Genomic DNA, 20,172 nt, shown 5'->3' with positions numbered 1-20,172 from the left:
CGCGTTCGTTCCATGAGTCGGAATGAATGATGTTGCCGTCCTTATAGGTCCAGGTGATTTTTTCGTAACGCAGCTCGACGGTTTCGAGATGGTTATGCTTCTCGTAGGAGGGATCCTTGATGTCGTGCATTTCTGGCGCGACCTTCACCAGCTTGACGTTCTCCAGCTTCGTGTTGAAGTACTCCACCTCCTGGCCCGCATCGTTGATTTTGTACCACTTAAATTCGGCTGATTTCAGGGTCTGCCCGGTAGTCACCGCCTTGTACAGGTAGGGACTTGAGGAGTCGATCTCCTTGGTGAACCTGAACGGCGTGTGAATGCGGGTGCCGGTTAGTTTGCCGGTGTTGTTATCGGTCGGGATGTACAAATCGTGTTTTTGAGCCACCACTTCGATACTGCCTTCACGGTCCTGAACGTCCACGGACCCTTTAATGTCCGCACCACCGTCGTCTTTCAGCCACAGATAAACCGGAATTGCCATGTCAAAACTCCTTCTTACTTTTTAAGGGCGCTGCCGGTCATGGCAACGCTGTGATTACCTGGCACCTGACAGGCATTCGCCTGCGGCACCAGAGTGATGTCGACACGCCGGTTCAGCGCCCGGCCTTCCGGCGTGTCATTGGTTGCGACCGGGCGGCTTTCGCCATAGCCCTGCACCGCAAAACAGCTTTCCGGCACGCTGCCCGTGTCACGCATCCAGTTACGCACCGACTCGGCGCGTTTCAGAGAGAGAAGCTGGTTAGGTTTCTTATCCCCGCTGCTGTCGGTGTATCCCGCCACCACAATCAGCCAGCCCGGCCTGGCCTTAATACCCACCAGTGAGTTCACCAGCACTTTGGTCGAACCCGGCTTCAGATCTGCTTTACCGGAATCAAACAGCGACATGCTGTCGAGGCGGATGGTTTTCGGACCCTGAATGATTTTCTTAATGACAGGTGGAGGCGGTGGCGGAGGTGCCCAGTCACTGACGGCGGCCTCAACGGGCGGCACCAGGCGCAGCCCCTGATACAGCCCCAGGCGATAACGCAGTGGCTCCCCGCGGCGCTGCCAGTCGTCCAGCAATGCGTCATCGGCTCTGAGGCGCTGCTGCGCCCGCAGTTTTGGTGCAACAGGCTTACCCGTCAGCTGGTGATATAACGCAAGATGATCGCCAACATTACGGATAAGGCGCTGGTTGTTCACCCAGGACGCCAGCATGGCCAGCGCGAGGAAAATTCCGCCAAGTAACCCGGCGTAACGCCAGAACACCATTCTGCGACTGACGCCACGTCTGCGCGGTAACGCCGGCAGCAGCAGTTCAGGCAGCGGCAGTGGCTCACTGGTCACGGCCACTGCAGGTGCCAGCGCTGTCAGGGAGCTGATGTGCTGTTGCCAGAGATTGTCCGCGATACCGCTCACCGGCACCATGCACATGCCCTGCACGCAGGGCTTCATTACCGGCAGCTCGCTGTGGCGTACCGACAGCAGGTCACTGACCGCGCTATTCTGCCAGGCAAGCAGGCTGTGCAGCCACAGGCCCTGGCTCAGACGGGAAAACCGTTCGTTTGACCCGGTCTCCCGGGTCCACTCCGTCAGTGACACACTGCCCTGACCGGGCTGACAGACCTGAATGCCGCTTCGCAGGCTTACCGTGGTAAACCAGACGGGCTCGGCATTCGTGCAGGCCGCAGAAGGCGATACCCAGGTCACGGTCCACAGCGGCGGGATGGTGCTGAATGCCGCACGGCACTGGACGACAGCACGCTGCCAGCCCCGCAGAGACTGGGTAAAATCATCACCGGATGTATGCTGCTCAGGTATCACCGCCAGCAGAACGGAGATCTGCGACACCAGGGCCGGACGCACCCGACTCAGGTGCTGTGCAAAAAGCGGCAGCTGTTCCGCATCCTTCACCCACAGATACCAGCCCTGCCGGGTTTCCCGGTGACGGGATCCGGACACAAAGAGAGGCGTGCTGTCACCGCAGACGAGGATCACCGCCCCCTGGAAATCTTCCGGCGGCAGGTTTTCACCCACAATCTCCCTGACAGCGGTTGCCCGCGCCTGAGAGGCCCGGCGCTGCTGCCAGAACATCACGCCGGACACCAGAACGACCAGCAGAGTGAGTGCCACACGGCTGCCCGTGGACAGGGGCCAGAATCCCAGGATGAGCCACAGCGCCAGGACGGCACCCAGGGCAGTTAACAGACTCCGATACGCATCCCGCATCGCTTACCCCGGCCTGATGTTCTGGCTTACCAGCCCGGCAAGCGAAGATGAGAGGACGAACCAGAGTGCCGCCAGGGCGACAGTGGCCACAATCCAAGTCAGCCAGTACCCGCGACGACCACTGCGCAGACGTGAAGCCCGGGCAACAAGGGGAGCGTCCTGCGCCAGGGTGAACGCCGGCACCCGTTCAGCGAGCGCGCGAACAATATCCTCACGACGCTCATCATCCCGGGCACGATACTGACCCACAAACCCCAGCTGCAGGGTCCGGTACATACAGGTCAGGACGGCTGCATCAGGGGCGGTTTCTTTCAGCAGACTTCGAACGCGTTCCCACAGATCCTCTCCGGCGTTCAGTGTGCCAAAGAAGTGCGCCTGCAGTGGGTCACGACGCCAGGTCAGGTAACCATCATCGGTGGTGCCCCGGTTCATCACACTCTCATCAAGCAGTGCACACAGGGCATAAACCATATGGTCGCGGCTGATGTCGCTGTATCACGCGTCGGTCAGGGACGTACGGGCCTCCTGCACCATCCGGCAGGCCCGGCGATAGAGCCCTTCTCCATCACGGACTTCCTGACCGCCCCGCAGCTGGCTAGCCATCAGCCAGCCCGGGTAGAAGATGCGTTCTGTCTGGCTGAGTTCGGATTTATTCATGTACGCAGTACCGCAAAGAGTTCTAGATCCACATCCCCCAGAGAGCGCGGGGTATAGAAGGTACAGCTGCCCGCCTCAAGCATGGAGCGTGCTGCCTCAGTACTCAGATCCAGCGAGAAATACTGGTTCTCAAGACGCAGCGGGATCGCCGCCGGAACATGGGCCAGGGGCGTGATCACCATCCCGCTTAGGGCCACATTCACCACCTCTGAAACATCATCAAAACTGCCTGCTTTACACAGCTGCGGGAATTTCGTCTGAAGCTCATGGTTCGGCATGGAGGAGCGTACTGAGAGGTAGAAATCGGCCCCTTCGCGCAGGCGCGCATCGTGCAGGGCACCTTTCCAGATCTGGTCCTGATGCTCCAGGTGGATACTCACCACCCGTGACGGCAGGCTCGCTTCCAGCAGCTTATCGAGCAGTGTGAGCAGCGGCGGGAATACCTGTTCCGGTGCATCGTGCTGATAAACAGGAATATCGCCGGCATCATGCTCCAGTGAGAAGGTCAACAGGCTGCCGGCAAGACGGGCCAGTTCACGGTACAGTAGTTCCGGGTGGCGATCGGGCGTCTGCATCAGCTCCGTCAGCACCGGCTCCGCACTGTTCAGGGCATTGAGCAGCCAGAACAGGGACACATCCGCGACCGCAAAGTCGGCCATCCGCGCATTACTCTCACGGCGCATGGCCATCAGGCGGCGACGGCGGGCCTGCAGCCGGACCAGCAGGTCCCCCAGTTCAGCGATCAGCCGCGGGCTGGCAGAAACGGAAAGCATCGGCGGGATAAAGGCCGGATCCCGGCTCCACTGCCCCTGCGCATTACGCACCAGACGGGCCACCGGACAGGTCAGCCAGGCCGTGTTCTCCTGGCTGGAGAGACGCAGGGTCAGTGCATTACGCAGAATGGACAGTTCCCCGCTTTCATGGCCCGCCAGGTCCTGCACCACCACGCGCTCAGCTTTCCAGCGACGCGGGCGCTCACTGTCCTGGCCGTTATCGAGGTTGCCGCCACTGGCGCTCAGTAGCGGCAGCGCGGCAACCACGTCAACAGCCTCATGGCCGGCTGCACTAGATAAATCACAGACCGGAGGAAGATTGTCTGCCAGGTCCGTATCAACAAGGGTACCGTCCTGAAAGCGCACCACCAGACGGGTGGCGTTCAGGCGTGAGAGCGCCAGCGCAGCGTCGTCGAACTCTGCGGCCCCGACACCCCAGGGATGAGAAATTCCCATCCGGGCGACCCTGTCGGCAACGTGCGCACTCCAGCGGGCCTGCTGCTGGAATTGTTGCGGGGCCAGCGCGGCCCCGTCCTGCCAAAGTGGACGATAAATTTTCATTCCCGATACCTCGCCTTACGCTTTCGCCTTCGGCATCCGGGAGACCAGCGACAGGTTGACGTCCATCCCTTCCACCTGGAAATGCGGCACGGCAAACAGCTTGACGCGGAAGAAGCCCGGATTATCCTCGATATCCTCCACTACCACGTTTGCGTCGCGCAGCGGGTGCGAGGCCTGCAGCGCATCGCCCGGGTCGGTCATTTCCGTCACCAGACCGCGCACCCACGTATTAAGCTCCAGCTCAAGCAGGCGACGATCCTTAGTTGTGCCGATGTTTTCGCGCTGAATAAGCTTCAGGTAGTGCGCGATACGTGACAGCAGAAAGATGTATGGCAGACGGGCGTTGATGCGGCTGTTAGCCGTGGCATCCGCTGTGTCATACAGCGCGGGTTTCTGGGTGGAGTTGGCTGAGAAGAAGCAGGCGTAGTCGCGGTTTTTATAGTAGGAGAGCGGGATAAAGCCCAGGTTGGCAAACTCAAACTCGCGGGTCTCCGGGATCATCACCTCAGAGGGGATCTTCACCTGGTTGCCGGTGCCGAGGTCATACAGATGGATGGGCAGATCCTGCACGGCACCGCCGGACTGCGGGCCGCGGATCTGCACGCACCACCCGTTGTTGATGAAGCTCTTCACCATATTCGCGGCGAACGCGAACGAGGCGTTGGTCCACAGGTATTTATCGTGATCCGGGCCTTTCACCTGCTCGACGTAGTTGAAGCTGCGCACCGGAACGGTATCCGGGCCGTACGGCAGACGCCCCAGCACGCGCGGCATTACCAGGCCGAGGTAGCGGGCGTCGTCAGTGTCGCGGAAACTTTTCCATTTGATATATTCGGCGCGGTCGAAGTAGTTGCTGATATCTTTGATGGCTGCGACCTGCTCCATATTCTCCTTTAAAAAGAATGCCGGCCCCACAGATCCAATAAACGGCATATGAGCAGCCGCAGAGACTTTTGCGATGTTACGCATCAGCGCCACATCCTGCGCGGAGGCATCAAACTCATATGCCGAGATCACTGCAGCAATGGGCTCTCCCCCCGGGGTGTCGTACTCTGCGATATAGGTCTGCTTATACAGCCCGCTCTGAATAATTTCCGGCGCGTCCTCGAAATCCTGACGCAGCTCCTCTTTGGATAAATCAAGCAGCTCCAGCTTGACGTTCTGGCGGAAGTCGGTTTTATCCACCAGCGATTTCAGGCCCCGCCAGATGCCCTCCGTGCGCTGAAAGGCTTCATGGTGCATCACTTCGTCAAGCTGGCGACCGATCTGGAAATCCAGCTCCGCAATATGGTGGTCGAGGATCGTTTTATCCAGCTTCTCCACTTTCTGTCCGGATTTTTGCAGACACTGCATAAATACTTTTACTGCGGCCGTCACGCGGGCATCAGCGGACGTTTCCGCCATGACCGTATTATCATCAAATCCGTTTACATCACCGAGTTCGGCTACGGGGGTTAAATTGATCTTTTCAAACAGAGAGGCATATACCCCACTCTGCGGCAGCGTGTTTACGGCAGCGGTGCTCCCCGCCAGATTTTGCGATTCGTTATTGACTGACATTAGCATTTACTCGTTATTATTCCGTTAAAAAGCGTTCTGTTATTAAGCCTGAGTTGGGACCAGGGCATTCAGCTCATTGCGCAGCTCGTCGGAAAGCGCGGGGTCTTTTAATATGGCTTCGAGCTCTTTTCTGAAAGTGACGTTATCGAGCAGGTTGGATTTCAAATCGCGTAGCAGATTACGCATAGAGAGCATGGCTCGAAGCTGAGGAATTTGTCGCGCCACTGCTTCAGGCTCAAAATCCTTCATATCCCGAAAGGACAGCTTCACATTTTCTTCAGAGCCGTCATCCGCAAGGGTGTTTTTGACGGTGAGATTGAGTTCAGGATTGAGATCGGCCAGCACGCTATTGAAATTATTTTTGTTGATATTGATTTTATCACGTTCAGAAAGCGGGCCTTCTGCCTTGCCATTGCTGAAGTCACCCACACTTAAAAGCTTTAGCGGCAGCTCAACTTTTTTATGGGCACCTCCGGTCACAAGATCCAGCTTTATATTAACGCGCGCACGAGGTATCTCGTTCTGAAATGATTCAGACATATATATTTATCTCCTGAATTAATTAACGCCCCTGGCTGGGTATATAGCCGACAGGGTAAATGGGCGCAGTAATATTTACTCCCAATCCAGCGCAGCGTAAAGCAAACAAGGCAGCGTTTTATAAAATTAGGAATTTGACAGTGACATAATTAAAAATATTAAAAAGTGAAACAAGAGGAAATAGTGTGGCGTATTTACTTTACCACTGACATAAATGCATCAGAGTAGGTAAAAAAAGCCAGGCAGTTATTTCACTGTCTGGCTTCATCTGTCAGAAGGGCTTGTTAAGCAGGCGGTAACGCTTACTCTGCGTCAGGCTCTTCAGTTTTGTACTTCGCCGCCGTCTCTTTGATCAGCGTTTGCAGCTCACCGCGCTGATACATCTCGATGATGATATCGCAGCCGCCAACCAGTTCGCCATCAACCCACAGCTGTGGGAAGGTCGGCCAGTTAGCGTATTTTGGCAGCTCAGCGCGGATGTCCGGGTTCTGCAGGATATCAACATAGGCAAAACGCTCGCCGCACGCGGAGAGTGCCTGCACGGCCTGGGCGGAGAAGCCGCAGCTTGGCAGCTTAGGGGAGCCTTTCATATACAGAAGGATCGGGTTTTCAGCGATCTGCAGCTGAATTTTCTCTACGGTTGTGCTCATTGTCTTACTTCCTTAACGTCTTACGGCGTGATGTGACATTCTAGCTTTTCACACCAGCAGGTAAAATAACATTTTGTTCACCAACCGTTAGTTTATCGTCTGAAGGGTAAAGTTGCCGTAAAAATTGTGCTGCTAAGCGTCCGGCCCTTCACAACTGGTCATCTCGTGAGCACAAAACAGGGTTAAGTGATGCTTTTTTTTGCGCTTGCTAACGAAACAGAGCTGTGATGCAAAAAGTTTATTAACTTTTTGGCATTTTATGCTTTAGAATCGACGAGTTTTGTAAATCACACGCATGTCGTATTCGTTACTTGACTGACTCAGGGGATTGCTCAGTGGCGCGGATAAATAAAATCTCGATCACGCTCTGTGCTTTAGTTTTTGCCTCAATGACGTTCACGCCGCTGGCCTGGGCGTCCGAACAGGCGCGGCCCTCTGCCGTGCAAAAAACGCATTTGGCAAAAACATCAGAGCGAAAGAGTAAAAGCACTAACCAAAAGACCTCAAAGAAAAGCAGTGGCACTGCAAAAAATACAACTAAAAAAACCGGTACAAAAGCAAGCACCGTCAAGACCGTCTCTTCCAGCACCAAACGCGCATCAAGCAGCGCGAAAACCAGCAAAGTCGCCTCTCGCCGCACCAAAAACAGCCCAGATAAGATTGCCTCCCTCGCGGGTGCAGAAAAATGCACCGTGCGCAAAGGGCATAAGACGCGCTGTGTGAAGGCAAAAAACGATAAGCCGGAGACGCTGGCGGATCTACATAAAGCGCGTGTGCAAAAAGCGCAGAAAACGGCAATGAATAAACTGATGGATCAGATCGGCAAGCCCTATCGCTGGGGAGGCTCCTCCCCGCGTACCGGTTTTGACTGCAGCGGTCTGGTCTATTACGCCTATAAGGATCTGGTCAAGTTCCGCATTCCCCGTACGGCCAATGAGATGTACCACCTTCGCGATGCGTCTCCGGTAAATACCCGTGAGTTACAGAGTGGCGATCTGGTCTTCTTCCGTACCCAAGGCCGGGGCACGGCCGATCACGTTGGCGTCTACGTCGGTAACGGTAAATTCATTCAGTCTCCGCGCAGCGGTCAGGATATTCAGATCACCTCCCTGAACGAAGACTACTGGCAGCGCCACTATGTGGGGGCACGCCGGGTAATGACCTCGAAAACCCTTCGTTAATTCAGCGTCCTGCCCTCCGTGGCAGGACACAACGTTCCCTTACTCTACCGCGTACTCACGTTCGGCCTGGCCGCGCCCTGACACCAGCACCAGCAGCAGTGCCAGCACCGCAATCAGCGCGCCGGTCACCGGTACTACGCTATACCCCAGTCCTCCCGAGATCACCGCGCCCCCCGCGGCAGCGCCCAGCGCATTACCGAGATTGAAAGCACCGATGTTGACGGATGATGACAGGCCTGGCGCCTCATGAGCCACGCGCATCACACGCATCTGCAGCGGTGGCACCACGGCAAAGGTCGCCGCACCCCAGATGACCATGCTCACCGCCGCACCCAGCTCGTTACGCGCCAGCAGCGGGATTGCCAGCATGATAACGATCAGCAGCAGGAAAAAGCCTTTTAGGGTGCCGGTTACAGAGCGATCCGCCAGCTTGCCGCCCAGGTAGTTGCCGATGGAGAAGCCCACCCCAATCAGGACCAGCATCGCGGTAACAAACAGCGGCGTAGCATGGGTAATCTCATGCAATACCGGGGCGATGTAGGTATAGAGCGTAAACATTGCCCCTGCGCCCAGCACGGTGGTCAGTAAAGCTGACAGCACCTGCGGACGCACCAGCACGGCCAGCTCTTTACGCACCTCCGGACGCTCTCCGGCGCTGCCTTTTGGCAGGGAGAAGAAGAGGCTCAGCATCGAGATCACGCCAAGGCCCGCGGTGGCGAGAAACGACATGCGCCAGCCGATGGTTTCACCCAGCCACGTTGCCGCCGGTACGCCGCCGATATTCGCGATGGTCAGCCCCATAAACATGGTGGCCACCGCGCTGGCCTGCTTCTCTTTCGGCACGACGCTGGCTGCCACGACCGACCCCAGGCCAAAGAAGGCACCGTGGTTAAGGCTGGTGATGATGCGCGAAAGCATCAGGGTGGTGTAGTCGGGAGAGAGTGCGGACAGCACGTTGCCCAGGGTAAAGATTGCCATCAGGAAGATCAGCGCGCTACGGCGAGCACGATGGGAGAGCAGCAGCGTCATCAGCGGCGCACCCACCATGACGCCAATGGCGTAGGCGCTGATGAGCATTCCCGCTGCCGGAATAGAGACATCTACTCCGCGGGCGATAGTTGGCAGCAGGCCCATCGGGGAGAACTCGGTGGTCCCGATGCCAAATGCCCCAATCGCCAGGGCCAGCAGGGGAAAGTTAATTTTCATATTTTGACTCCAGAATTGCCGTGTCGATCAGGCGACACTGTCACAGAAGTCAAAAGCATGACATTTATCACAAAAAAACAGAAGTTATCAAACTAACAAAAGTTTATTGCCATTTTGATAACAATTAACGCGGCGCCAGAGGGGATGCCGAAACAGAGGGAGAGGGCTCTCCCTCATGCTAAATCAATTTAACGCAGCGGTCAGCGCACCAGCAACAATCAGGCCCAGCACAACAACGGTCGTCATCAGGGAAAACTTCAGATCTGCACTCATCAATTTCTCTCCATTCTAATTACCCCACAAAAAGTGAGCTTGCGCATTTTTACACATTTATGGGCAAAAATCTTCTTTGATTTGGGGTGATATGCGTTTTAACGCTTCCCCTTTTCATCAAGATAAGACAAAATTCCACGCTAAATTTATTCGCGTACCGGCCATAGACCCCTCCTGACGTTCCGTGTCGTTTTCCCGGCGAATCGCATCCCCAAAAGTTGCGTGCAGGCTGAGTAGAGGCAAACGTTTACCTACACTATTTTCAGGAGCTTACGTCGTGGTTTGGAGTGACATTGAATGGCAACTATAAAAGACGTAGCGAAACGAGCAAACGTTTCCACCACAACCGTATCACATGTAATTAACAAAACGCGTTTTGTTGCAGAAGAGACGCGTAACGCAGTGTGGGCAGCCATTAAAGAGCTGCACTATTCACCCAGCGCCGTGGCTCGCAGCCTGAAGGTTAACCATACCAAATCGATTGGCCTGCTGGCGACCAGCAGCGAAGCGCCCTATTTTGCTGAGATTATCGAGGCAGTAGAGAAGAACTGTTTCCAGAAAGGCTACACCCTGATTTTGGGTAACGCCTGGAACAACCTCGAGAAGCAGCGTGCCTATCTGTCGATGATGGCGCAGAAGCGCGTCGATGGCCTGCTGGTAATGTGCTCTGAATACCCTGCCCCGCTGCTTAGCATGCTGGAGGAGTATCGCCATATCCCTATGGTGGTGATGGACTGGGGTGAGGCAAAAGCCGACTTCACCGACTCGGTCATCGATAATGCCTTTGAGGGTGGCTATATGGCTGGCCGCTACCTGGTCGAACGCGGCCACCGCGAAATCGGTGTGATCCCCGGCCCGCTCGAGCGTAATACCGGCGCAGGCCGCCTGGCCGGCTTTATGAAAGCGATGGAAGAGGCGCTGATTAACGTACCGGAAAACTGGATTGTGCAGGGCGACTTTGAACCTGAGTCCGGCTACCGCGCGATGCAGCAGATCCTCTCCCAGCCGCATCGCCCTACTGCCGTGTTCTGCGGCGGCGATGTGATGGCGATGGGCGCGCTCTGCGCCGTCGACGAGATGGGCCTGCGCGTGCCGCAGGATGTATCGCTGATTGGGTATGATAACGTGCGTAACGCTCGCTTCTTCACCCCTGCACTGACGACCATCCACCAGCCTAAAGATTCGCTGGGTGAAACCGCATTCAATATGCTGATGGACCGCATCGTCAACAAGCGTGAAGAGTCGCAGTCGATTGAGGTTCATCCCCGGCTGATCGAGCGCCGCTCGGTGGCCGACGGCCCCTTCCGCGACTATCGTCGTTAAGCATCCGCCGCCGATCAACGCCTCGGGAGCCGTTTACACTGGCTCCCGCAGCCACTCCCGATTAAGCGTTTCGCTATCCCCTAAATAGTCCAGCAGCCAGCCCAGCGCGGGCGAGTTATCATTTTGCTGCCAGGTCAGGCAGCAGGCCGCATCCGGAAACGGCTCCTCCAGCTGCAGCTCCACCCACTCACCGCGATCGAGCCACGGCCTGGCAAAATGGCCTGGCACCATGCCGATGCATAGCCCGGCGCTCAGGCACTCGGCGGAGGAGGTCCAGTCCGGCACCACCATTCGCCGCTGGTTGTCCAGCAGCCATGTGATGCGTTTGGGCAGTAGCCGGGAGGTATCCTCCCATACCAGTGACGGCCAGCCGCGCAGGAGATCGTCGCTCAGCGGGCCATCCATACCCGCCAGCGGGTGATGAGCGGCCACGACGCAGCGCCAGTTGAGCATGCCCATATCGCGAAAAGCAAAGCGCCCACCCACCGGTATGGCCTGGGTCGCACCGATAGCCAGCTCCACGCGCCCATCGGCCAGCGCATCCCAGACGCCGTTAAACACCTCTTTTTGCACCAGCAGCTCAACGTCTGAAAAATGACGATAGAAGTCGACAATCATCTGCCGGGTGCGCTCGGGCCGGACGATATTATCCACGGCGATAGCAAGCTGGCCACGCCAGCCGTTAGCTATCTGCTGGCACTGCTGTCGGGTGACCTGCATTTTTTTGATGACAGAACGCCCCTCCTGCAAAAACCAGCTTCCTGCCGGGGTTAACACCACGTCCCGGTGCCGTCGTTCAAACAGCGGCACGGCCAGCCACGCTTCAAGCTGTCGTACCGTGTAGCTGATGGCGGAGGGAACCCGGTGCAGCTCCTGAGCAGCGGCGCTAAAGCTTCCGGTACGAGCCACGGTATCTACGACGTCAAGGGAGTAATCTGACCACATATTCTGCCTGCAAAAAATTTGAATGCACTGCGCAAATATTACCGTTTCACAACCGGTAATGCACTGCCTACACTTTGCCGCTTTGTGATCTGCACTGTTTAACCTCTATCGTGAAAGAGAATAAGAAGGAAAGATGATGTTACCTGGTAAAGGATTTTTAGTCTGGCTAGCGGGATTGAGCGTGCTGGGCTTTCTGGCAACGGATATGTACCTGCCGGCGTTTACGGCTATTCAGCAGGATCTTAATACCCCTGCATCGGCAGTAAGTGCCAGCCTTAGCCTGTTTCTGGCCGGCTTTGCCCTTGCCCAGCTGATATGGGGCCCGCTCTCCGATCGCTTTGGCCGCAGGCTGGTCCTCCTCTGCGGGCTGGGACTGTTTGCTTTTGGCTGCATCGGCATGCTATGGGTGCGCGACGGCACCATGCTGCTGATACTGCGTTTTGTTCAGGCCGTGGGGGTATGTGCCGCCGCGGTCACCTGGCAGACGCTGGTAACGGACTACTATCCGGCTCAGCGGGTTAACCGTATTTTTGCCACTATTATGCCGCTGGTTGGGCTCTCCCCCGCCCTCGCGCCGCTGCTGGGAAGCTGGATCCTCGCCCACTCCCACTGGCAGAACATCTTTATGGTGCTGTTTGTTATCACGCTGCTGCTGATGCTGCCCGCACTTCGCCTTAAAAAACCGGTAAAAAAGTATCATCCGCAAACGACACCCGTTACCTTCGGGCTGCTGTTACGCTCTCGCTTTTACTGCGGAAACGTCACCATCTACGCCGCCTGCTCAGCCAGCTTTTTCGCCTGGCTTACCGGTTCGCCGTTTATTCTCAGTGCTCTGGGCTATGGCCCCGCGGCGATTGGCCTGAGCTATGTCCCGCAAACCATCGCTTTTCTGGTGGGAGGCTATGGCTGTCGGGCAGCCCTTCAGCGCTGGCAGGGGCCGCGTCTGCTGCCCTGGCTGCTGGCTGGCTATGCGCTGAGCGTGGTTGCCGTCTGGCTGGTGGCCTTCCTGCCACAGGTCTCATTGACGCTGCTGCTGGTTCCGTTCTGCGTGATGGCGATGGCTAACGGTGCAATCTATCCGATTGTGGTGGCCCAGGCGCTGAGCCCGTTTCCTCAGGGGGCGGGACGTGCAGCGGCGCTACAAAATACCCTCCAGCTGGGTCTCTGCTTTTTAGCCAGTCTGCTGGTCTCAACGCTCATCGCTACGCCTCTGCTTACCACAACCAGCGTTATGCTGCTGACTGTTTTGCTGGCCGGACTGGGCTATTGGGGACAAAAACAAGCAGCAAAATAATTAGTTAACTAACCATAATAGGTTGAACGACCCGTTTTTGCGGCCTATACTCATTTCGATAATTTTTATTAACAAAAATAAGTATGTTTTCACAGGCGCAGGATCGCGCCTGTTCTCCCACGGACGGCATTTTCGGCAAGGGCTATCTCCCTTCCTCTGTTCTACGTCGGATATCAAGCTCACGGCCCGTTCCGTGGGATTTCTCACAAACCATTAAAAGCGTCTACGCTGTTTGAAGGTTCTGATCACATAGGGTGATGGAGAAGCTATGAGTTCATCGTGTATAGAAGAAGTCAACATACAGAGCGATAACTGGTTCCGTATCGCAAACGAACTGTTAAGCCGCGCGGGCATCGCTATCAACGGCACTGCCCCATCGGATATCCGGGTAAAAAACCCCCGTTTTTTTAAGCGCGTCCTAAAAGAGGGCTCACTCGGGCTGGGCGAAAGCTATATGGACGGCTGGTGGGAGTGCGAACGGCTGGATATATTTTTTAGCAAGGTGCTTCGCGCCGGGCTGGAAAACCAGATGCCGCGCCACGTTAAAGATACGCTAAGGATTGCGGCGGCGCGGGTACTCAACCTGCAAAGCCAGAAACGCGCCTGGATAGTCGGTAAAGAGCATTACGATCTCGGCAACGATCTCTTCAGCCGCATGCTTGATCCCTATATGCAGTACTCTTGCGCTTACTGGAAAGAGGCGCAGACGCTGGAGGAGGCGCAGCAGGCAAAACTGCGGCTAATCTGCGAAAAATTGCAGCTGCAGCCCGGCATGCGTGTGCTGGATATTGGCTGCGGCTGGGGTGGTCTGGCGTACTTTATGGCCAAAAACTACGGCGTCAGCGTGACCGGGGTGACCATTTCAGCAGAGCAGCAAAAGATGGCCCAGGCGCGCTGCGAAGGGCTGGATGTAACTATTCTGCTCCAGGACTATCGCGATCTTAAGGATCAGTTTGACCGTGTCGTCTCCGTTGGCATGTTTGAGCACGTGGGGCCGAAAAACTATGCCACCTACTTTGAGGTGGTCGATCGCAACCTCCGGCCCGACGGACTGTTCCTGCTCCACACCATTGGTTCGAAAAAAACCGACCATCACGTAGACCCGTGGATAGATAAGTATATCTTCCCCAACGGATGCCTGCCGTCAGTGCGCCAGATTGCGAATGCCAGCGAGCCCCATTTTATCATGGAGGACTGGCATAACTTTGGCGCTGATTACGATACTACGCTGATGGCCTGGCACGAGCGTTTTCTGGCCGCATGGCCGGACATTGCCGATAACTACTCTGAACGCTTTAAGCGCATGTTCAGCTACTATCTGAACGCCTGCGCAGGTGCCTTTCGTGCCCGGGATATCCAGCTTTGGCAGGTCGTGTTCAGCCGCGGTGTCGAAAACGGCCTGCGCGTGGCGCGCTGACCGATGCTAATAAAAACCCCGGCAGGCCGGGGTTTTTTATTTAATTACTCTTCGCTGCCGCTGACCGAGGCGGCAATCATCGCCGCTTCACGGCTCGCCAGCACGCGCTCAACCGTATCCACAATGGCCTGGGTCTGCGGGTCGATCTCGATATTCACCTTATGCCCCAGCTTCTTATTGCCCAGCGTAGTGCGCTCCAGCGTTTCAGGGATCAGATGCACACAGAAACGCGTCGGCGTCACCTCACCCACCGTCAGGCTAATACCATCCACGCCAACATAGCCTTTATAAAGAATATATTTCATCAGGTTGGCGTCCTGAACTTTAAACCAGATTTGGCGGTTATTTTCTGAGGTCAGAATTTTCACCACCTCTGCGGTCGTAATAATATGCCCCGACATCAGATGGCCGCCGATCTCATCGCTAAACTTCGCCGCACGTTCAACGTTCACCTCGCCGCCTACGCTCAGTTCGCCCAGGTTGGTAATACGCAGCGTCTCTTTCATCAGGTCAAAGCTGACCAGCGGGCCATTGATGCTGGTGACGGTCAGACAGCAGCCGTTATGCGCCACAGACGCGCCGGTCTCCAGCCCCGGCAGCATCGACTCAGGCAGCTGGACGACGTGGGTGCGGAAGTTGGGTTTTTCATCAATGGACACGATTTTTGCCGTGCCCTGTACAATACCAGTAAACATGCCTACAACTCCTGTAACCATTAATTCGGCGCAAGCCGTTTTGATAATTGCACAATAACAGGTGGAAAAAGAGGTTGCCAGCGCTGCACCCGCCCAGGCTGTTTTTTCTCTGGCATATTCGCCGTTCCCCGTTACAATGGTCTGGCTATTTATCCTGCAATCTCTTCTTGCTGCCAGTTAAGGCGGCTTTTTCATGCTTACCAATAACAACAATATACAGGTGTTTCCGTGCAGAAGTATTATATCGAAGCACGCCAGCTGCTGGCGTTGGCTATCCCAGTGATCCTTGCGCAGATAGCGCAAACCGCGATGGGATTTGTTGATACGGTCATGGCGGGGGGCTACAGCGCCACCGACATGGCGGCGGTGGCGATCGGCACCTCTATCTGGCTTCCGGCCATTCTCTTTGGCCACGGCCTGCTGCTGGCCCTGACGCCGGTTATCGCCCAGCTTAACGGTTCGGGCCGTCGCGATCGCATTGCCCAACAGGTGCGTCAGGGGTTCTGGCTGGCGGGCTTCGTCTCGGTGTTAATTATGATTGTCCTCTGGAATGCCGGGCATATTATTCATGCTATGCATAATATTGATCCGGAGCTGGCGGACAAAGCCGTACGCTATCTTCGCGCCCTGCTGTGCGGCGCACCGGGTTACCTCTTCTTCCAGGTAGCACGTAATCAGTGCGAAGGTCTGGCAAAGACCAAGCCCGGCATGGTGTTTGGCTTTATTGGCCTGCTGGTGAACATTCCCGTTAACTACATCTTTATCTACGGTCACTTCGGCATGCCGGAATTGGGCGGCGTTGGCTGCGGCGTGGCCACGGCGGCGGTCTACTGGGTGATGTTTATCTGTATGCTCTCCTACGTAAAGCATGCCCGCTCCATGCGCGACATCCGCCAGGATCAGCACGTTGCCAGGCCCGACTTCAGCGTCCTTAAACGTCTGGTGCAGCTTGGCCTGCCGATCGCGCTGGCGCTCTTCTTTGAGGTGACGCTCTTTGCCGTGGTCGCGCTGCTGGTTTCCCCGCTGGGTATCGTTGATGTAGCGGGCCACCAGATTGCCCTTAACTTTAGTTCGCTGATGTTTGTCCTGCCGATGTCGCTGGCGGCGGCGGTGACCATTCGCGTGGGTTTTCGCCTGGGTCAGGGATCGACGCTGGACGCGCAGACTGCTGCGCGCACCGGTTTAGGCGTGGGCGTCTGCATGGCAGTGCTTACCGCCATCTTTACCGTATCGCTGCGGGAGCATATCGCCCTGCTGTATAACGATAACCCCGAGGTGGTGCACCTCGCGGCGCAGCTGATGCTGCTGGCAGCGATCTATCAGATCTCTGACTCCATTCAGGTGGTGGGCAGCGGCATCCTGCGCGGCTATAAAGATACCCGCTCGATCTTTTTCATCACCTTCACCGCCTACTGGGTGCTGGGGCTGCCGAGCGGCTATGTGCTGGCGCTGACCGATCTGGTCGTCGATCGCATGGGCCCGGCAGGTTTCTGGATGGGCTTTATTATCGGCCTGACCTCGGCAGCGATCCTGATGATGCTGCGGATGCGCTTCCTGCAGCGTCAGCCCTCAAGCGTGATCCTCCAGCGCGCCGCGCGATAATCCACGACTAGCCGCCTACGGGCGGCTTTTTTATCTGCGGTTAAACGCCGCTAGCGCAAGACAATGCCATGCAGAAATACACCGACCAGATGCGCAATATGCGCTTGCGGGGCGCGCTCTTGCTCAGTAGAGAGTGAAATTGCCGTTGCGATACACACCAGGTCATCAAAACTGATATCAGTCCGAACTGCTCCTGTCGCCTGTCCATTCTGCAAAAGTCGTGTCCCCTCCTCGCGAGTTGCAACGCATCCTGGCGTTCCGATCTGAAGAACAGTGCCGAGCGACGCCGCAATGCCACGGTAGACATTGGTATACTGGACGAGCTCTTCGAGATACAAACGCAACGCATCCAGCGGAGCAAGCGAAAGGGCTCTTACCCGGCTGGCCTCTGATAAAGCCAGAAACCGATCGCTATATGCCGCCGCCAGCAGTGCTTCACGCGTCGGGAAACGTCGATAGAGCGTACCAATACCGACGCCTGCACGCTTCGCGACATCTTCTAACGAGACGCCTGCGCCCCTTTCATAAAAAATCTCCTCGGCCGCAGCGAGAATTCGCGTTTTGTTTCGCTGCGCATCGGCGCGTAGTGGGGGTTCGTGAGCCAACTCTTTTTTCTCCTGGTGATACTTGCTAAATGGAGGGTAACTCCACATAATAAATGGAGCAACCCTCCACTTAACCAAGAGCGAGACTATCTATGGCGATGAGATTCGAAAAAAAGGTCGTGGTGATCACCGGTGGCAGCGACGGTATCGGTTTGACGACAGCGAAGATGTTTGCGGCAGAAGGCGCGCACGTCTATATCACCGGTCGTCGCCAGGAGCGCCTTGATGAGGCGCTTAACGAGATCGGTAACGGTGCCGTAGGCATTCAGGGGGACGTCGGCATGGCTGCGGACCTTGACAGGCTCTATGCAAAAATAGCGGAGGATCATGGACATATTGACGTGGTCTTCGCCAATGCCGGGGTGTCCGAATCTGCGCCCATCGGCAGTATTGATGACGATCACTTTGACCGGGTCTTTACCATAAACGTTAAGGGCACGGTCTTAACAGTACAAAAAGCCTTACCCCTGATGTCTGCTGGCGGTGCGGTTGTGCTCGCTGGCTCGGTTGCGGGGAGTACAGGCATTGCTGGCCTCTCTGTGTATAGCGCCACAAAAGCAGCAATCCGCTCATTCGCCCGAACCTGGACAACTGACCTGAAAAGCCGGGGCATTCGCGTTAATGCGGTATCGCCGGGCATGGTTATGACGCCTGCAATGCAGGCCTATCTGGATAGTAATAGCGGCGCTGAGGAGTGGATGCAGCAGACCACACCATTCGGCAGGCTAGCCCAGCCCGAAGAGGTTTCTAAGGCGGTACTGTTTTTGGCCTCCGAAGAGAGCAGCTTTGTAGGTGGCGAAGAGCTGTTTGTCGATGGCGGGTTTATCGCCGTTTAAATACAGTGCAAAAGGATTTATGATTAAAAATCATCCTTATGCTTCAATACAATGTGAGCTTTATGTATAAAAGTTCTGCAATCGCGTGAAATCAGTGATAAAACTGCTTTTTTCTGCTTGCCACGACCGCCGCCTGCCGCTAATATTCGTCCCCGTTGTCACACACAACGTTGCGTTCATAGCTCAGTTGGTTAGAGCACCACCTTGACATGGTGGGGGTCGTTGGTTCGAGTCCAATTGAACGCACCATCCTTCAGTGCGTCCGTAGCTCAGTTGGTTAGAGCACCACCTTGACATGGTGGGGGTCGGTGGTTCGAGTCCACTCGGACGCACCAAATCATTTCCTGCGATTTGGTGCTTTTTCTTCAGCTTTGCTTCCCGTCTCTCATTTTACCCGTTTACTCGCCCTGGGCTGACCTCTGATTCATGGCGTCTATACTGTAATGTTCTTGCGCTATAGACTGGAGGTAAAATGGAGTATTTGGCACGACTCAATATGGTTACGGTGTTGATGTCCCCCGCTTTTTGGATCAATCTGGCTATCGTCTTTTTTGTCACATTGATTACCTATTGGCTGACCAACCGACTGCTGAATTTTGTGTATAAAACCATCCAGCAGGCCAGCAAAAAAGAGGGAAACAGCACCCACTCCCGCTTTATCGCGTTCGATATCCTGAAGCGCACTAACAAGCTACTGCTCTTTATTGCAGCCTTTTTGTTCAGCCTGCGCTTCGTCGACTTACCCGATCGCTTGTTCTCAACCGTGTCGCATATCTGGTTCTTTGTGATCGCTATCCAGATTGCTATCTGGCTCGATCAGGGTGTGCAGTCCTGGATGCGCCATCTCCTCTACGCGCCGGGCTCCAATAAAAATCCGGTGACGATGGTGATTCTGGGCATGATCCTGCGCGTCGTTGTCTGGTCAATGATGCTGCTGTCGATTCTGGCAAATATTGGCGTCGATATTACCGCTCTGGTGGCCAGCCTTGGCGTTGGCGGTATTGCTATCGCCCTGGCGGTACAGACCGTGCTGAGCGATGTTTTCGCCTCCCTGTCGATCGGTTTCGACAAGCCCTTCGAGATTGGCGACTTTGTGGTATTTAACGACGTGGCCGGTACCATTGAACATATCGGGCTGAAGACGACCCGTATCCGCAGCCTCAGCGGAGAGCAGATTGTCTGCGCCAACGCCCAGCTCCTGCAGCAGACTATTCATAACTACAAGCGCATGCAGACCCGCCGTATCGTTTTCACCTTTGGTGTGGCCCTCGCTACGCCGCCGGAAAAGCTGCGCATCGTGGGTGACATGGTAAAAACTATTATCAATGAGGTAGGTGAGACAAAGTTCGATCGCGCCCATCTGCTGGCGTTTAATGCGGATCGTTTGACCTATGAGGTCGTTCATATTGTTAATACGGCGGATTACAACAAGTACATGGATATTCAGCAGGAGATTAATATTCGCATCATTGAAAAGCTGAATGAAAATGAGATTGAGCTGGCCCTGCCTAGCCTGGTGGTAAGAACGCCAGCCCAGCCAGAGGCGATGCCGTTCCCTGTGGCGATGCAGCGCTGGCCTAAAGAGGCCTGATTGCGTCGCGGATGAGCATTTCTCGCCATCCCAGGTGGATGGCATATAATGCTACAGTATTGATTCAATCGGCTTTAAAAAGGGGTAGCTAATGGAAATTGATCTCGACAACCTGGAGTTCGCCGGGCTTGAAGAAGCGCAGGAGCGCAATGCGGAACGTCTGGAAGACGCTGATAAAAAAGCGCAGGCGATTATCGCCGATGATGACTGCGGCGACGCCTGCAAAATCTGATACCTAAACCGGCCGCTCTGGCC

19 protein-coding genes, 2 tRNA genes and 1 pseudogene are annotated in these 20,172 nt (G+C 55.8%); 10 read left to right on the top strand and 12 right to left on the bottom strand.

Going from position 1 to position 20,172, the window contains the following annotated elements; translation table 11 throughout:
* The 7 genes and pseudogenes from RTX96_RS09890 to grxD all read right to left on the bottom strand — a co-directional run.
* The coding region (locus RTX96_RS09890) for an Hcp family type VI secretion system effector (RefSeq protein WP_312670858.1) at window positions 1-481 on the bottom strand (481 nt) is incomplete at its 3' end.
* Between the two features lie 14 nt (window positions 482-495).
* A complete protein-coding gene (locus RTX96_RS09885) occupies window positions 496-2,208 on the bottom strand; it encodes an OmpA family protein (RefSeq protein WP_312670857.1) in 1,713 nt (570 codons plus the stop codon).
* Between the two features lie 3 nt (window positions 2,209-2,211).
* Window positions 2,212-2,865: pseudogene (gene tssL / locus RTX96_RS09880) on the bottom strand (type VI secretion system protein TssL, short form).
* Window positions 2,862-4,199, bottom strand: a complete 1,338-nt coding sequence (tssK, locus tag RTX96_RS09875; protein WP_312670856.1) for a type VI secretion system baseplate subunit TssK — start codon at window positions 4,197-4,199, stop codon at window positions 2,862-2,864. The pseudogene tssL and the gene tssK overlap by 4 nt, the downstream one beginning before the upstream one ends.
* Before the next feature lie 15 nt (window positions 4,200-4,214).
* Window positions 4,215-5,765 (bottom strand): type VI secretion system contractile sheath large subunit, encoded by a 1,551-nt coding sequence (gene tssC, locus RTX96_RS09870; RefSeq protein WP_312670855.1) that lies wholly within the window; start codon window positions 5,763-5,765, stop codon window positions 4,215-4,217.
* A 36-nt stretch (window positions 5,766-5,801) separates the two neighbouring features.
* A complete protein-coding gene (tssB, locus tag RTX96_RS09865) occupies window positions 5,802-6,299 on the bottom strand; it encodes a type VI secretion system contractile sheath small subunit (protein ID WP_103820871.1) in 498 nt (165 codons plus the stop codon).
* Between the two features lie 302 nt (window positions 6,300-6,601).
* Window positions 6,602-6,949, bottom strand: coding sequence for a monothiol glutaredoxin 4 (gene grxD, locus RTX96_RS09860; protein WP_312670854.1), 348 nt, complete (start codon window positions 6,947-6,949; stop codon window positions 6,602-6,604).
* A gap of 335 nt (window positions 6,950-7,284) precedes the next feature.
* Between grxD and RTX96_RS09855 the strand changes: the two genes are divergently transcribed.
* Window positions 7,285-8,130, top strand: coding sequence for an NlpC/P60 family protein (locus RTX96_RS09855; protein ID WP_312670853.1), 846 nt, complete (start codon window positions 7,285-7,287; stop codon window positions 8,128-8,130).
* A 39-nt stretch (window positions 8,131-8,169) separates the two neighbouring features.
* Here RTX96_RS09855 and RTX96_RS09850 read toward each other — a convergent pair whose 3' ends face one another.
* Both RTX96_RS09850 and RTX96_RS09845 read right to left on the bottom strand, forming a co-directional pair.
* Entirely contained in the window at window positions 8,170-9,336 is a 1,167-nt protein-coding gene (locus RTX96_RS09850; RefSeq protein ID WP_312268016.1) for an MFS transporter, read from the bottom strand.
* Window positions 9,337-9,519: 183 nt separating this feature from the next.
* Window positions 9,520-9,609 carry a YnhF family membrane protein gene (locus tag RTX96_RS09845; protein WP_103820868.1) on the bottom strand — a complete coding sequence of 30 codons (90 nt, stop codon included), beginning with the start codon at window positions 9,607-9,609 and terminating at the stop codon, window positions 9,520-9,522.
* Window positions 9,610-9,906: 297 nt separating this feature from the next.
* Here RTX96_RS09845 and purR point away from each other — a divergent pair, with 297 nt between their 5' ends.
* Window positions 9,907-10,932: an HTH-type transcriptional repressor PurR gene (gene purR, locus RTX96_RS09840; protein WP_103820867.1), complete on the top strand. Its 1,026-nt coding sequence runs from the start codon at window positions 9,907-9,909 to the stop codon at window positions 10,930-10,932.
* 33 nt (window positions 10,933-10,965) lie between these two features.
* On the opposite strand, the gene punR is transcribed toward purR, so the two are convergent.
* Window positions 10,966-11,877 (bottom strand): DNA-binding transcriptional activator PunR, encoded by a 912-nt coding sequence (punR, locus tag RTX96_RS09835; protein ID WP_103820866.1) that lies wholly within the window; start codon window positions 11,875-11,877, stop codon window positions 10,966-10,968.
* 136 nt (window positions 11,878-12,013) lie between these two features.
* Between punR and punC the strand changes: the two genes are divergently transcribed.
* Both punC and cfa read left to right on the top strand, forming a co-directional pair.
* Window positions 12,014-13,171 (top strand): purine nucleoside transporter PunC, encoded by a 1,158-nt coding sequence (gene punC, locus RTX96_RS09830; RefSeq protein WP_312670866.1) that lies wholly within the window; start codon window positions 12,014-12,016, stop codon window positions 13,169-13,171.
* A 268-nt stretch (window positions 13,172-13,439) separates the two neighbouring features.
* Entirely contained in the window at window positions 13,440-14,588 is a 1,149-nt protein-coding gene (gene cfa / locus RTX96_RS09825; protein WP_103820864.1) for a cyclopropane fatty acyl phospholipid synthase, read from the top strand.
* 44 nt (window positions 14,589-14,632) lie between these two features.
* Here the strand turns inward: cfa and RTX96_RS09820 are convergent, their stop codons facing one another.
* Window positions 14,633-15,283: a riboflavin synthase subunit alpha gene (locus RTX96_RS09820; protein WP_312670852.1), complete on the bottom strand. Its 651-nt coding sequence runs from the start codon at window positions 15,281-15,283 to the stop codon at window positions 14,633-14,635.
* Between the two features lie 228 nt (window positions 15,284-15,511).
* Between RTX96_RS09820 and mdtK the strand changes: the two genes are divergently transcribed.
* Window positions 15,512-16,885 carry an MdtK family multidrug efflux MATE transporter gene (gene mdtK, locus RTX96_RS09815; protein ID WP_103820862.1) on the top strand — a complete coding sequence of 458 codons (1,374 nt, stop codon included), beginning with the start codon at window positions 15,512-15,514 and terminating at the stop codon, window positions 16,883-16,885.
* Window positions 16,886-16,935: 50 nt separating this feature from the next.
* Here the strand turns inward: mdtK and RTX96_RS09810 are convergent, their stop codons facing one another.
* Window positions 16,936-17,490 carry a helix-turn-helix domain-containing protein gene (locus tag RTX96_RS09810; protein ID WP_312670851.1) on the bottom strand — a complete coding sequence of 185 codons (555 nt, stop codon included), beginning with the start codon at window positions 17,488-17,490 and terminating at the stop codon, window positions 16,936-16,938.
* Window positions 17,491-17,582: 92 nt separating this feature from the next.
* Here RTX96_RS09810 and RTX96_RS09805 point away from each other — a divergent pair, with 92 nt between their 5' ends.
* The 5 genes from RTX96_RS09805 to RTX96_RS09785 all read left to right on the top strand — a co-directional run bounded on the left by RTX96_RS09805 (window position 17,583) and on the right by RTX96_RS09785 (window position 20,149).
* Window positions 17,583-18,326, top strand: a complete 744-nt coding sequence (locus RTX96_RS09805) for a glucose 1-dehydrogenase (protein WP_312670850.1) — start codon at window positions 17,583-17,585, stop codon at window positions 18,324-18,326.
* 172 nt (window positions 18,327-18,498) lie between these two features.
* Window positions 18,499-18,575: transfer RNA gene (locus tag RTX96_RS09800), tRNA-Val, on the top strand.
* 9 nt (window positions 18,576-18,584) lie between these two features.
* Window positions 18,585-18,661 (top strand) — tRNA-Val (locus RTX96_RS09795).
* 137 nt (window positions 18,662-18,798) lie between these two features.
* A complete protein-coding gene (locus RTX96_RS09790; RefSeq protein ID WP_312670849.1) occupies window positions 18,799-19,917 on the top strand; it encodes a mechanosensitive ion channel family protein in 1,119 nt (372 codons plus the stop codon).
* A gap of 91 nt (window positions 19,918-20,008) precedes the next feature.
* Window positions 20,009-20,149 carry a hypothetical protein gene (locus tag RTX96_RS09785; RefSeq protein WP_103820859.1) on the top strand — a complete coding sequence of 47 codons (141 nt, stop codon included), beginning with the start codon at window positions 20,009-20,011 and terminating at the stop codon, window positions 20,147-20,149.
* Window positions 20,150-20,172 lie beyond the last annotated feature (23 nt).

Origin of the sequence: Pseudescherichia sp. (assembly GCF_032052675.1) — a bacterium.
Lineage (GTDB): Bacteria > Pseudomonadota > Gammaproteobacteria > Enterobacterales > Enterobacteriaceae > Pseudescherichia.
Note: the sequence above shows the minus strand (reverse complement) of the source record. Positions and strands in the feature narration are given on the sequence as shown.